Genomic DNA, 12337 nt, shown 5'->3' on the forward strand with positions numbered 1-12337 from the left:
AGCTCAAAACCGCTCCAGTTTCGCCCGCACTTTCGCAAGGAAAGCAGCCCGGCTCCGGGGTGTCGACGCATCCATCAGGTAGTGCGCCAGAAAAAATGTCCTGCAGCGGGTGGCGCAGAGCGCCCGCATGCCGCGCAGGATTGTCTTGCGTCCCGGCTGGCCGACGACGACGCTCCACCAGGTCGGTGCGCCGCAGGTCGTGATCACCCCGATCTTCGTCACATGCCTCACCAGCGAATGGATCCGTCCCTTGCCGGCCGGCAGTCGGAAGGCGACGTCGGTCGCCCACACCCGGTCGAGCCAGCCCTTCAGCATTGCCGGCAACCCGTACCACCATGTCGGATAGATGAAGAGGATTGCCTGGGCCCAGTTGAGATTTTCGAAATGCGGCTTGAGCGCCGGATCCTGCGGGGCGTGCTCGTTATAGAAGCGTCGCTCGTCGCAGCCCATGACCGGATCGAAATTTTCCGCATAGAGGTCGAGCAGCCGCACCTCCCAGCCTCTCGCCTTCAGCACCTCGATGGCACTATCCCGGATCGCGGCGCAAAAGCTTTCCGGAACCGGATGGCAATAAACCACCAGGACCCGCATCAGAAGGCATCCATGCTGGCGGCGACCTTCGCCGTAAATCCCTTCCGCGTTTCATCGGTCGACAGGTTCATCGAATAATGCGCGAGATACGACACCGAGGCGCCTGGCTTGACCGTCGCGCGCAACACACGCTTGACCAGCTTACGCGGCGGGTCGCCCATCAGCATGGCGTGGAGCCGGCTGCCACCATAGGTGGTGACCGCCGCCAGCTTGCGGATGTTGTGCAGCGACGGCTGCACCTTGCCATTGGCCAGCTTGAAGGAGACGCCGGGCAGGAAGACGCGGTCGAAAAAGCCTTTCAGGATCGCCGGATAGCCGTAGTTCCACACCGGAAACGACAGCACCAGCGCCTCTGCCCGCAGCAGGCGCTCGACATAGGGCGCTGCCGGATCACCGGCGCCGCGCTCGTCGTGATAACCGAGCCGCTCGGCCCGTGTCAGCCGCGGGTCGAAATCCTCGGTATAGAGATCGCAGTCGTCGACGGCGTGACCAGCGGCCGTCAGCCGCTCGACGATCGTCCGGTGCAGACCGGCGTTGAAGCTGGTTTCGACCGGGTGGGCATAGAGCACGAGGATTTTCACCGAAGACCTCGCAGGTCAGCGCGACAGCGCCACACGCTCGTCATCATTCACCCCGCCTTCTGCAACCCCTTGAACAGGAACGACTTGCCCGAGCGATAGTCATAGTCCGGGTTTTCCCAGGCGATCATCTTGCCGGGGTTGAGCAGCCCTTGCGGATCGGTTTCGCGCTTGAAGGCGAGCTGCACCTCGTCCGTCTGCTTCATGCCGCCCTCTTCCAGCGTGTAGCGGTGCGGATTGAAGACCCAGCAGCCATTGTCCTCGTGGATGCGGATGATCTCATCGAGCCGCTCGGCCGTGGTGAAGCGGACCAACGGCAGTCCGGCGACGCCGATCGCGCCGTCGAAGCGAATGAATTCGAGATGAACCGGCACCTCGTCGCCGAAGCGGTCGATCATCGCCTTGACGTAAGCGAGGTGATCCGGCGAGGGATAGCGGGTCTGCAGATAGGTAATATCAGGGTCGACCCTGATGGCGCGCAGCGTCGTGTGGTTCCAGGTCAGCTCATAGGCCGGCGGCAAGCCCTTGAGATCGGCCTCCTTGTCGGCGCGGAAGACGATCTCGCCCTTGCTGCGCGCCGTGAGGGCGACAAAGGCGTCCATCGCCTGCGGTACGATCATGCAGACGACGATGCTTTGCTCGCGCCTGAAAAACCGCTGGTGCCGCTTGAAATAGTCGTAAGGGATCGGCGCGGCGATCGGCGTGATCAGCTTCGCCAGGATGCCGTCCTGGATGGCGAGATCGTTGCCGAAGCCGGCCGCATCCATGAAATCGTCGAAGCCGACGATGACGTCGATCCAGTCATAAGCAGCGGTCAGCGGCATCTCGACCTCGGTGATGATGCCGTTGGTGCCGTAGGCATGCATCACCTTCAGCACCTCCTCACCGGCAAGATCCATGATGCGAGGCTCCGCCTCCATGGTCACGGTCCTGAGCCGGATGACGTTGCCGAGGTCGCGCAGCCCGCCCCAGCGGATCGAGCCGATGCCGCCCGAGCCGCCGGCGACGAAGCCGCCGATCGAAGCGGTGTTATAGGTCGACGGCGACATCCGAAGCTCCTGGCCGGAATGGGCGCGCGTCGCCCTGTCGATGTCGGCGAGGACGGCACCGGGACCGGTCACGACGCGGCCGGGCGCGATCGCCTTGATTGCGTTCATCTCGGCGAGATTGAGCACTACGCCGCCGGACAAGGGCATCGCCTGACCGTAATTGCCGGTGCCGCTGCCGCGCGGCGTCACCGGAATGCCATGCCGGTGGCACGCGGCAAGCACGCGGATCACCTCGACTTCGGTCTTTGGCGTCACGATCAGGTCGCCGGTGACATGGTCGAGCTGTTGCTTCAGCACCGGGCTGTACCAGTAGAAATCGCGGCTCTTCTGCTGGATGATCGCCGGATGGTCGTCGATCTTCAGACCGTCGAGGTCGCGCTTCAGTGCCGAAATGTCCATCATTTCTCCATCAGATCGTCGAGTTCGGCATAGTCGGGCAATTGGCGCTCGATGGCGCGACCATCCCGCACCACGATGCGATCCGATTCGGGTCGCGACAGCAGTTCCGTCCAGTTCCGCCCCCTGAAGACGACGAAGTCGGCACCACCGCCGGCGGCAAGGGTGCCGAAACCGTCGAGCCGCATCACCCTGGCCGGCGTCGAAGTCACCACTTGCGGCCAGTCGCCGACCGGGTGATCGAAATGCAGGATACGCGTCGCCATGCGATAGACCTCCAGCACGTCGAGATCGCCATAGGCGTAGAACGGATCGCGGGTGTTGTCGGAGGCGACGGCGACGGGAATGCCGCGCGCTTTCATCTCGTGCAGCAGCGTCACGCCGCGCCAGCGCGGCGTGGTGTTGTCGCCGCGCCGGTCCTGCAGATAGAGATTGCACATCGGCAGCGACACCACGGCGAGCCCCGCCTTCGCCATCTTGTCCAGCGTGTCGAGCACGTCGAGATCGGGCTGGCGTGCCAGCGAGCAGCAGTGGCCGACGAGGATGTTTCCCTCAAACCCGTTCCACAGCGCCGCCTCGGCGATCTTCTTCAGCGAGATCGCCGAGATGTCGTCGGTCTCGTCGGCATGGAAATCGAGGTCGAGGCCATGCTTGATCGCCTGCGCGAAAACCCGATCGAGAAGCTCTTCCAGGTCCGGCAGCATATAGGTGACGACGCCAAGCACGCCGTTGGCCGCAGCGACGCGTTTGGCCAGGCTCTCGAACCATTTCTTGTCGCGTACGCCTTCGATGCCGAGCAGGCAGGCGGCCTGCAGCTCGATGCGGCCACGCCATTTCTCCCGTACCGTCTCGAACACCGGCCAGGAGATCTCCTCCTGCGGTGCGACGCTGTCGAGATGGGTGCGCAAAGCCCTGGTGCCGTGCGCGTAGGCGCAGCGCAGCGAAAAATCCATGCGGCGAGCGACGTCCTCGGGGCTCCAGCGGGCAGCACGGTCGGCGCCGGTGGCGTTCAGCGCACCCATGAAGGTGCCGTCCGGATTGGGTTTTCGAGGCCAGATATGGCCTTTGTCGATATGGGTGTGGCAGTCGACGAAGCACGGCATGACGATACGGCCGCCGAGGTCGACGGCGCCTGCGGGTGTATTGGACCGGCGATTCGCGACGATGCTGGCAATCCTGCCGTCGGCGACGGCGATGTCGGCGAGTGCAAAGCCGTCGCTGTCATAGGCAGCGGCAAGGTCCGGCGTCAAAGATGAATGAAGCCGGACGTTGGAAAGTACGAATTGGCCGGTTTCGGGAATAATTTCTGAGGTCATCGCTGCCCCTCATCTGCCTGCCGGCATCTTCTCCCCGTGAACGGGGAGAAGGGGGCTGACAGCAGCCTTGACGCTCGTTCTGCGACGCTGGTGGTTGGCGAAACCGCCGATGGAAGCGCCCTTCTCCCCGTCTCTATACGGGGAGAAGTGCCCGGCAGGGCGATAAGGGGCAGCGCCAACGACGAAAAGGACGCCAGGCAGTTTTTGCCTTGAACACACAACATCATCATCGCTCCTGCTTCAGCGCACTCTCGTGCCAGCGTCGCAGGATCAGGTGCGAGATCAGCGACAGCACCAGGAAGATCAAAATGCCGGTGAACGAGATCAGGATCAGCGCCGCAAACAGCCGCGGTGCGTTGAGCCGGTAACCGGCCTCGATGATGCGCGAAGCCAGCCCCGACGACTGTCCCTGGGCCCCGGCGACGAACTCCGCCACCACCGCGCCGATCAGCGACAGGCCGCCGGCGATCTTCAGCCCGCCGAGGAAATACGGCATCGCCGCCGGCAGGCGCAGATAGCGCAATTGCTGCCAGCGGGTTGCGCCGTTGAGCTTGAACATGTCGCGCAGGTTGCGGTCGACGGAGTTGAGGCCGAGCGTCGTGTTGGACAGAATCGGGAAGAAGGCGACGATCCAGGCACACAGCAGAAGCTTCGTCGTCTGGTTGTCGACATAGATGTTGATCAGCGGGAAGATCGCGACGATCGGCGTCACCTGCAGCACGATCGCAAACGGGAAGAACGACATCTCGACCCATTTCGATTGCGTAAACAGCACCGCCAGCCCGACACCGCCGATGACGGCCAGAAGCAGGCTGAGAAAGGTGATCCTGAGCGTCACCAGCAGCGAGGAGAACAGCAGCCCGGCATCGTCGAACAGCGTTTGCAGCACCACAGCGGGGCGCGGCAGGATATATTTCGGGATGTCGTTCCAGACGCAGATGCGGTCCCACAGCCAGATCGCCAGGACCATGATCGCCAGCGGCAGCAGCCATCGGCCGATCCGCTCGAGCCGCTCCTGGCGCACGCGACGCGCCTCCTCTGGATCCAGGGTTACGGCAGTATGATCAATGGCCGTCATGATGCGGTCCGGCGGTTGAGTTGATGGCGCCGATCAGCACATCGGACGCCTGGCGGCAGAGCGCGGCATAGGCGGGCGAGGTGCGGAAGGCTTCGTTGCGCGGATAGGACGCATCGATGGCGAGTTCTTTGAAGACCCTGCCCGGCCGCGCCGCCATGACGACGACGCGGCTGGAGAGGAAAACGCTTTCGAAGACGCTGTGGGTGACGAAGACGACGGTAAAACGCTCGTCCTGCCACAGTTCCAGAAGATCGTTGTTGAGCTTGAAGCGGGTGATCTCGTCCAATGCCGCAAATGGCTCGTCCATCAAAAGCACGCGCGGCTTGGTCACCATGGCGCGGGCGATCGAGACGCGCATCTTCATGCCGCCGGACAATTCGCGCGGCACGGCTTTCTCGAAGCCGGTCAGATGAACCCGCGCCAGCATCTCCATCACGACAGGCGCAGCCTTGGCCCGCGACATGCCCTTCAGCCTGAGCGGCAGCCAGACATTGTCGAAGACGTCGGCCCACGGCAGCAGCGTCGGTTCCTGGAAGACGAAGCCGATGTCAGAGCGATCGGCAGCGCTGCTGCCGCGCCAGTCGAGCAGGCCGGAGGTCGGCGTTGCAAGACCGGCGATGAGGCGCAAGGCCGTTGACTTGCCACAGCCGGACGGGCCGAGAAGGCTGAGGAAGTCGCCTTCCCGGATCGTCAGGTCGACGTCGCTGAGCGCTGTCACGCCGTTGGAAAAGACTTTGCCGACGCCGCGCAGCGCCAGCAGCATCGGACCTTTGCCCGATGCGCTTGCCGGCGCTTGCGCCACTTTCTCCTGCATCATGCCCGGGTGCTATTTCTTCAGGTCGATCCCGACGCCCTTGTTGACGAAGGCCAGTGTGTAGGACTTTTTGATGTCGACGTCGGCCGGCACGACCTTGGCCTTGACCATCTTGTCGTAGAAGCTCTGGATGCGCGCGTCGGTCATCGCGCCGATGCCGAGTTTTTCCGTATCGCCGGAATCGACGATGCCGAATTTCTTCATCTGCTCGATCGAGAACGCGATCTGCTCGTCGCTGATGTCGGGGTTGTCCTTCTTGATCGCCGCGTTGGCGGCAGCGTTGTCGCCGTAGAGATAGTTGTACCAACCCTTGGCCGAGCCATCGACAAAGCATTGGACCACCTCCGGCCGCTTGTCGATCGTTGCCTGCATGGTCTCGATCGTCGTCGCATAGGTGTCGAAGCCGTAGTCGGCGAGCAGGAACAGATTGGGCTGGAAGCCGCCTTCCTTGGCGACGGCGAAGGGCTCCGAGGTCACGTAGCCTTGCTGGATCGACTTCGGATTGGCGATGAAAGGTGCGGGGTTGAACGTATAGGGCACGCGCTTGGCCGGATCGAAGCCGAACTCCGTGATCATCCACTGGAAGTAGCTCTGTGCACCTTCGTCGCCAATAATGTACTGGTCCGCATTCTTCAGATCCTCCCATCTGTCGAGCCCCTGACCCGGATGGCTCATGATCACCTGCGGCTCTTTCTGGAACGAGGCGGCGACGACGCGCAGCGGAATCTCCTGCTGCACGGCATCGAAGGCCTGCAGCATGTTGCCGCCCATGTAGAAGTCGATCTTGCCGGCAAGCAGCAGCGGCCGGCCGCTGACCTGCGGTCCACCTTGCATGATCGTCACGTCGAGCCCGCAGGCGGCATAGGTGCCATCAGCCACCGCCTGATAATAGCCGCCGTGCTCGGCCTGGGCGAGCCAGTTGGTGCCGAAGGTGATCTTCTCGTTTGCTGCCGCGTTCAGCGTGCTTGCGGCAAGCAGCACGATCGCGCCAGCCGAAATCTTGAGTTTTCCGTCCATTCACACCACCCTCAGTTGACTCCGGCGCGCCGCGCGCCGGGCTCGACACCATCGATCGAAGAAGCAAGACACATGCCATCGCCCGGACCGCCCGCCTTGCGCAACAGTGGGGCGCGAAAGCCGGACTGGTCATGCCGTACCGGGGGCATCGTGCCTATTTTTTGAACGCCTGTCCATAATCGCCCTGATAGTATGCACTGCATCTTGAAGGCTCGCCTGATCCGGCTTTACTCTGGCAGTCAGACCGGAGATTTTCATGTTCAAATTCCTGACGCCGAAGTCGATCAAGCCGCCCTTTGCCCGCTACAGCCATGGCGTCGAGGTGCCGCCCGGCAAGCGGCTGGTGCTGTGTTCTGGCCAGGTCGCCATCACTGTGGACGATCAGATCCCGGAGGATGCCGGCGCGCAGGCCGAGCTCTGTTTTCAAAACATCGCAGCGATTCTCGGCGACGCCGGGCTTGGACTTTCCGACATCGTGCGCATCAACGCCTATGTCACCGATCGCGTCTTTCTGAAACCCTATATGAACGTTCGCGATCGCCTGTTCACCAGCCCGGCGCCGGCATCGACGCTAATGATCGTGTCCGGCTTCGCGCGGCCGGAATTCAAGGTCGAGATCGAGGTCGTCGCGGCAGGGTGAGGAGCCGGCTGGAATCGACAGGCCGTTGATCTCCAGTTACACGACAAAGGCTGGTGCTGCCTCTCATCCGCCTGCCGGCACCTTCTCCCCGTATAGTGACGGGGAGAAGGGAAGCGCTCCAACGCTGGCGCCCCCCTCTCCCCGTCTCTATACGGGGAGAGGGTACGGGTGAGGGGCAGCGCCAACGCCGCCAGTTTGCTCGAGGTTTCAAAATGACCGTTGCAACGAAACGCGTGTGGTGGGGCGACTATCGGACCACAGAATACGCCACCATCGACCCGGAGGCGACAATCGCAGTTGTGCCGGTGGCGGCGATCGAACAGCACGGGCCGCATCTGCCGGTTTCGACTGACACCTCGATCATGAACGGCATGCTCGAAACGGTGATCGCGCGCCTGCCTGGCGATCTCGACATCCGCATCCTGCCGGTCCAGGCGGTGGGCAAGTCGAACGAGCACCTGCATGCGCCGGGAACCCTTACATTGCCGGCGGCGACCTTGATCGAGGCCTGGACCGAGCTTGGCCTGTCGGTCGCACGGGCCGGGTTAAGGAAGCTGATCGTCGTCAACTCGCATGGCGGCAACGAGGAGATCATGGGCATCATGACGCGAGAATTGCGCGTGCGGGCAAAGATGCTGGCGGTGAAGACGAGCTGGCAGCGCTTTGGCCGGCCGGCCGGCTTGTACACCGAGCTTGAGGATAGCCACGGCATCCATGGCGGCGATGTCGAGACCTCGCTGATGCTGCATTTCCGGCCGGATCTCGTCGACATGGCAAAGGCCGACAATTTCGTGTCCAACGTCGCCCGCGCCGAAAAGCAATTTTCGCTGCTGCGCCACACCGGAACGCACGCCTTCGCCTGGATCGCCACCGATCTCAACCCGAACGGCGTGGTCGGCGACGCCAGCATTGCAACGGCCGAAAAGGGCCGGCTGACCGCCAACCATCAAGCCGACGGTTTCATCAGCCTGTTGAAGGACGTGCGCAAGGCCAAGCTTGCAAATTGGCTGGCCTAGGAGGCTTTTCGCCAGCGCCGCGCCGCCCCTCACCTGCCTGCCGGCATCCTCTCCCCGTAAACGGGGCGAGGGGGCGCCCTCATCAATGTTTTCGCCAATCGCCGGCATTGCAAAAAAGGCGCCAGCGCTGCGGCCAGCCCCTTCTCCCCGTCACTATGCGGGGAGAAGATGCCGGCAGGCAGATGAGGGGCAGCGCCGACGTCGCCAATACCTGCAGCGATCAAAGCACGAGTAGGTTGCTTGGTGGCTTGGTGGCTCAAACAACTGTCCTCAAGACTAGGAATCAGCCGTCGATCTTCAGCTCGAAAGGCGTGCCTTCGAAGGCCTCGGCGCCGCGCCCGATCGCCTCGATCGCACGGGTCATGCGGCCGTTGCGATCGAGCAGCGCGTCGGCGACCGCGATCAGCCGCGGGTTGGGTGTCGCCGTGGGCGACAGTGCACGCAGCGTCTCAGCCAACTCGACCTCGCAGCGCTGCGGCGCCAATGCCGCCGCGATGATGTAGGCCGAGGCCGTCGACCGGCTGATACCGGCATAGCAATGCACGACCAGCGGCCTTGCACGATCCCATCGGCGCGCGAAATCGAGCAGGTTGCGAACATGCTCCTCACCCGGCATGGTCATGCCCTCCTGCGCCACCGCGATATCGTGCATGACCAGGTGCAGATGGTTCTCCCGGGCGATCGACGCCGGCCGCGTCACCTCGGTGCCGGCAGCCAGCAGCGAAAGCAGCCGCTCGGCCCCGGTCTTCGCGACGGTTTCCTCGATTTTCGACAGCGAACAGACATGGATCATTGGTTGAGCTCCCAGTGCATGTCGCGCAAAAGTGCGCAGTGGTTTTGCGATAACGACATGCATAAAAAGAAGAACTTAAAGCGCGTCGCATGAGTCCGTTCAATTCTGACGCGCTTTAGGCCCCATCGTCGCGCTGTTGCGACCAGTCGGCAAGAGCCGATTCGAGCCGCCGCCATTCCTCGTCAGGTCCCGGCAGCCCGGCGCGCAGCACCTCCGGCCGGCCGGGAAAATGCCGAAGCAGGATGCCGCGCTCGCCAAGCGCCGAAAACAGACCGGCGGCGTCCGCCAGCCTGACATAGCGGAACAGGGTGGTGCCGCCGGCAACAGCAACGCCGAAGCGGCCGAACAGCGCATCGAGCCGCGCTGCATCCCTGGCCAGACGGTGCCGCATCTCGGCCTGCCAGCCGCTGTCGGCAATCGCACGGATGCCATATTCGAGCGCCGGACCGGCAACCGCCCACGGCCCGAACTGCGCCTCCAGCCGTTCGACCGTCAGTGCGTCGGCCAATGCAAAGCCGAGCCGCAGGCCGGCAAGGCCAAAAAACTTGCCGAAGGAGCGCAGCACGACGATGCCGCCATGCTCGACATCGCCGGCCAGGCTCTCGCCAAGCGGGCCGACATCCATGAACGCCTCGTCGACGACCAGCAGCCCGCCTCTGGCGCGCAATCGTTCGGCAAGCGCAAGCAGCTTCTCGCGCTCGACGATGCGACCGTCCGGATTGTTGGGGTTGACGACGATGGCAAGGTCGGCTCCTGCCAGGGCCTCGAAATCGTCGACCTCCATCGCCGCATGGCCGGCGATGGCCGCTGCCCGCTGATGCTCGGCATAGGTCGGCCCGAGCACCAGCGCCTTGCCGGGGCTGACCAGCGAAGCGACGCGCGGCAACAGGATCTGCGTGCCCGGCGCTGCCACCACATTGGCCGCCGATGGTGCGCCATAGGCGCTCGCCGCGACATCGGCCAGATCACGGACCCGCGCAGCTTCCGGCAATCTCGACAGGGCGGTGGCGGGCAGCTCGAAAAACGGATAGGAGTGCGGATTGATACCGGTCGAGAGGTCGACGAAGGGCTGCGGCGCATGCGGAAAAAGCGCCCTCGCCCGGCCAAGGCTTCCGCCGTGATCCACCACTGCCGCCGCTCTATCAAGAGACTTCATGTCGATCCTGATCGCTTTCCTGTCACTGCTTGTTGAATTCGCTGTCGGCTATCCCAGCTGGCTGCTCGGCGCGATCGGCCACCCCGTCACCTGGTTCGGCAGGCTGATATCCTTTCTCGACCGCAGGCTCAACCGCGATACTGATTCCGACGCCCTGCGCCGCCGGCGCGGTGTTCATGCGCTGCTGATCATCGTGCTGGTGCCGGCCACCATCGCTTTCGCTGTGGAAACCATGCTTGCGGGCATTCCAGCCGGATTGATCCTCACCGTGCTCCTGGCGACATCGCTGCTGTCGCAGAAGAGCCTGGCCGAGCATGTCGAGGCGGTGGCCGACGGGCTCGACAATGGCGGACTCGACATCGGTCGTGTTGCCGTCTCACAGATCGTTGGCCGCGATCCGGAAAAGCTTGACAGAGCCGGCGTCTGCCGCGCGGCGATCGAAAGCCTGGCCGAGAATTTTTCCGACGGCGTCGTCGCGCCGGTCTTCTGGATCGGCGTCGGCGGGCTGGCCGGCGGCGTCGCCTACAAGGCCGCCAATACCGCCGATTCGATGATCGGCCACCGCACGCCGCGCCACGAGGCCTTCGGCAGGGCGGCCGCGCGCTTCGACGATCTGATCAACCTGCCGGCGTCGCGGCTGACCGCACTGCTTATCGTGCTGGCCGCCTTCCTCGTCAAAGACGCCGATGCCGGCAACGCCTGGCGCACCGTGCGGCGCGACGCGAAAAAGCACCGCTCGCCCAATGCCGGCTGGCCTGAAGCAGCGATGGCCGGCGCGCTCGGCCTGGCGCTGGCCGGGCCGCGCTCCTACGACGGCATCATGGTCGACGACGCGTTCATGGGCGAAGGCGGCCGCCGCGATGTCGAGAGCGTGGACATCAGACGAGCGCTAAGACTCTATCAGGTTGCCGACTTTCTGCTGATGGGACTGTTCGGCTTGCTGTCGGTGATCGTAATCGTTGCGTGACGTCGAACAAATATGTGCTGCTTCAGGGCAATCGCTTCAGGTTGGCGCTGCCCCTCATCCGCCTGCCGGCACCTTCTCCCCGTATAGTGACGGGGAGAAGGGGCTTGCCGCGACCCTCAGCACCCTTTACGCAACGCTGGACATTGGCGAAATCCTCTGCGAAGTCGTCCTTTCTCCCCGTCACTATACGGGGAGAAATGCCCGGCAGGGCAATGAGGGGCGGCGCAGAGATCGACGATTAGCCATTTCAACATGAGTTGGATGCATCGTCTGCCCGAAGCATTGCCCTGTCCCTCGCGCGAACGAAACCTCAGAACTCTATGCCCTGCTGCGCTTTCACGCCGGCGGAAAAGTGATGCTTGGTTACGCCCATCTCGGTGACCAGATCGGCCGCCTCGACCAGCGCCGGCTTGGCGTTGCGGCCGGTGACGACGATATGCAGGTTTTCGCGGCGGCCCTTCAGCGCCGCCACCACCGTGTCGAGATCGAGATAGTCGTAGCGCAGCGCGATGTTCAATTCGTCGAGCACCAGCAGGCTGATCGATGGATCGGCCATCAGCTCGAGCACCTTGGCCCAGGCAGCCTCGGCGGCGGCGATGTCGCGCTTCAGATCCTGCGTTTCCCAGGTAAAACCCTCGCCCATCGTGTGCCAGACGACCCGGTCGCCGAAAGCGGCAAAGGCGTCCTTCTCGCCGGTATGCCATTTGCCCTTGATGAACTGGACGACGCCGACGCGCCTGCCGTAGCCGAGCATCCTCAGCGCCAGCCCGAAGGCGGCAGTGGTTTTGCCCTTGCCGGGCCCGGTGTTGACGATCAGCAGTCCCTTCTTGACCGTCTTGGCCGCGACCTCGGCGTCCTGCACCGCCTTGCGCTTGGCCATCTTTGCGCGGTGGCGTTGCTCGTCCCTGTCGTCGATATCGGTCATA

The 12337-nt window shown here is 63.6% G+C and carries 13 protein-coding genes; 3 read left to right on the top strand and 10 right to left on the bottom strand.

Going from position 1 to position 12337, the window contains the following annotated elements; translation table 11 throughout:
- Positions 1-3: 3 nt before the first annotated feature.
- The 7 genes from AC0L2C_RS29055 to AC0L2C_RS29085 form a co-directional block, all read right to left on the bottom strand.
- Positions 4-591: an NAD(P)H-dependent oxidoreductase gene (locus AC0L2C_RS29055; protein WP_023798898.1), complete on the bottom strand. Its 588-nt coding sequence runs from the start codon at positions 589-591 to the stop codon at positions 4-6.
- A complete protein-coding gene (locus AC0L2C_RS29060) occupies positions 591-1172 on the bottom strand; it encodes an NAD(P)H-dependent oxidoreductase (protein WP_128173865.1) in 582 nt (193 codons plus the stop codon). Before AC0L2C_RS29060 ends, AC0L2C_RS29055 begins: the two co-directional genes overlap by 1 nt.
- Before the next feature lie 47 nt (positions 1173-1219).
- On the bottom strand, positions 1220-2620 hold the full coding sequence (locus tag AC0L2C_RS29065; protein WP_473478088.1) for an FAD-binding oxidoreductase: 1401 nt from the start codon (positions 2618-2620) through the stop codon (positions 1220-1222).
- Positions 2617-3930: a cytosine deaminase gene (locus AC0L2C_RS29070; RefSeq protein ID WP_419693687.1), complete on the bottom strand. Its 1314-nt coding sequence runs from the start codon at positions 3928-3930 to the stop codon at positions 2617-2619. Before AC0L2C_RS29070 ends, AC0L2C_RS29065 begins: the two co-directional genes overlap by 4 nt.
- Positions 3931-4156: 226 nt before the next feature.
- Positions 4157-5008 carry an ABC transporter permease gene (locus AC0L2C_RS29075; protein ID WP_023798894.1) on the bottom strand — a complete coding sequence of 284 codons (852 nt, stop codon included), beginning with the start codon at positions 5006-5008 and terminating at the stop codon, positions 4157-4159.
- Complete coding sequence (locus AC0L2C_RS29080; RefSeq protein WP_128166950.1) at positions 4995-5825, bottom strand: ABC transporter ATP-binding protein; 831 nt, start codon at positions 5823-5825, stop codon at positions 4995-4997. The genes AC0L2C_RS29075 and AC0L2C_RS29080 overlap by 14 nt, the downstream gene beginning before the upstream one ends.
- 9 nt (positions 5826-5834) lie before the next feature.
- A complete protein-coding gene (locus AC0L2C_RS29085; RefSeq protein WP_023798892.1) occupies positions 5835-6839 on the bottom strand; it encodes an ABC transporter substrate-binding protein in 1005 nt (334 codons plus the stop codon).
- 256 nt (positions 6840-7095) lie between these two features.
- Here AC0L2C_RS29085 and AC0L2C_RS29090 point away from each other — a divergent pair, with 256 nt between their 5' ends.
- Positions 7096-7479, top strand: a complete 384-nt coding sequence (locus AC0L2C_RS29090) for a RidA family protein (protein ID WP_023798891.1) — start codon at positions 7096-7098, stop codon at positions 7477-7479.
- Positions 7480-7691: 212 nt separating this feature from the next.
- Positions 7692-8495 carry a creatininase family protein gene (locus AC0L2C_RS29095; protein ID WP_473525059.1) on the top strand — a complete coding sequence of 268 codons (804 nt, stop codon included), beginning with the start codon at positions 7692-7694 and terminating at the stop codon, positions 8493-8495.
- Between the two features lie 283 nt (positions 8496-8778).
- Here AC0L2C_RS29095 and AC0L2C_RS29100 read toward each other — a convergent pair whose 3' ends face one another.
- Together AC0L2C_RS29100 and cobD are read right to left on the bottom strand one after the other, a co-directional pair.
- Entirely contained in the window at positions 8779-9288 is a 510-nt protein-coding gene (locus tag AC0L2C_RS29100) for a tyrosine phosphatase family protein (protein ID WP_473525060.1), read from the bottom strand.
- 115 nt (positions 9289-9403) lie between these two features.
- On the bottom strand, positions 9404-10444 hold the full coding sequence (gene cobD / locus AC0L2C_RS29105) for a threonine-phosphate decarboxylase CobD (RefSeq protein WP_473525061.1): 1041 nt from the start codon (positions 10442-10444) through the stop codon (positions 9404-9406).
- Between cobD and cbiB the strand changes: the two genes are divergently transcribed.
- Complete coding sequence (gene cbiB / locus AC0L2C_RS29110) at positions 10443-11411, top strand: adenosylcobinamide-phosphate synthase CbiB (RefSeq protein WP_473525062.1); 969 nt, start codon at positions 10443-10445, stop codon at positions 11409-11411. The two genes, cobD and cbiB, sit on opposite strands and share 2 nt — an antisense overlap.
- A gap of 310 nt (positions 11412-11721) precedes the next feature.
- Here the strand turns inward: cbiB and cobO are convergent, their stop codons facing one another.
- Entirely contained in the window at positions 11722-12336 is a 615-nt protein-coding gene (gene cobO, locus AC0L2C_RS29115) for a cob(I)yrinic acid a,c-diamide adenosyltransferase (RefSeq protein WP_473525063.1), read from the bottom strand.
- Between the last annotated feature and the right edge of the window lies 1 nt (position 12337).

The sequence above is a fragment of the Mesorhizobium sp. WSM4845 genome (assembly GCF_055811455.1).

What these genes read in the sequence shown, in the direction of transcription:
- AC0L2C_RS29070 (WP_419693687.1), bottom strand. Translation starts at nt 3,930, where the DNA reads ATGACCTCAGAAATTATTCCCGAAACCGGCCAATTCGTACTTTCCAAC.
- cbiB (WP_473525062.1), top strand. Translation starts at nt 10,443, where the DNA reads ATGTCGATCCTGATCGCTTTCCTGTCACTGCTTGTTGAATTCGCTGTC.
- AC0L2C_RS29095 (WP_473525059.1), top strand. Translation starts at nt 7,692, where the DNA reads ATGACCGTTGCAACGAAACGCGTGTGGTGGGGCGACTATCGGACCACA.
- AC0L2C_RS29085 (WP_023798892.1), bottom strand. Translation starts at nt 6,839, where the DNA reads ATGGACGGAAAACTCAAGATTTCGGCTGGCGCGATCGTGCTGCTTGCC.
- cobD (WP_473525061.1), bottom strand. Translation starts at nt 10,444, where the DNA reads ATGAAGTCTCTTGATAGAGCGGCGGCAGTGGTGGATCACGGCGGAAGC.
- AC0L2C_RS29080 (WP_128166950.1), bottom strand. Translation starts at nt 5,825, where the DNA reads ATGATGCAGGAGAAAGTGGCGCAAGCGCCGGCAAGCGCATCGGGCAAA.
- AC0L2C_RS29055 (WP_023798898.1), bottom strand. Translation starts at nt 591, where the DNA reads ATGCGGGTCCTGGTGGTTTATTGCCATCCGGTTCCGGAAAGCTTTTGC.
- AC0L2C_RS29090 (WP_023798891.1), top strand. Translation starts at nt 7,096, where the DNA reads ATGTTCAAATTCCTGACGCCGAAGTCGATCAAGCCGCCCTTTGCCCGC.
- AC0L2C_RS29100 (WP_473525060.1), bottom strand. Translation starts at nt 9,288, where the DNA reads ATGATCCATGTCTGTTCGCTGTCGAAAATCGAGGAAACCGTCGCGAAG.
- AC0L2C_RS29075 (WP_023798894.1), bottom strand. Translation starts at nt 5,008, where the DNA reads ATGACGGCCATTGATCATACTGCCGTAACCCTGGATCCAGAGGAGGCG.
- AC0L2C_RS29065 (WP_473478088.1), bottom strand. Translation starts at nt 2,620, where the DNA reads ATGATGGACATTTCGGCACTGAAGCGCGACCTCGACGGTCTGAAGATC.
- cobO (WP_473525063.1), bottom strand. Translation starts at nt 12,336, where the DNA reads ATGACCGATATCGACGACAGGGACGAGCAACGCCACCGCGCAAAGATG.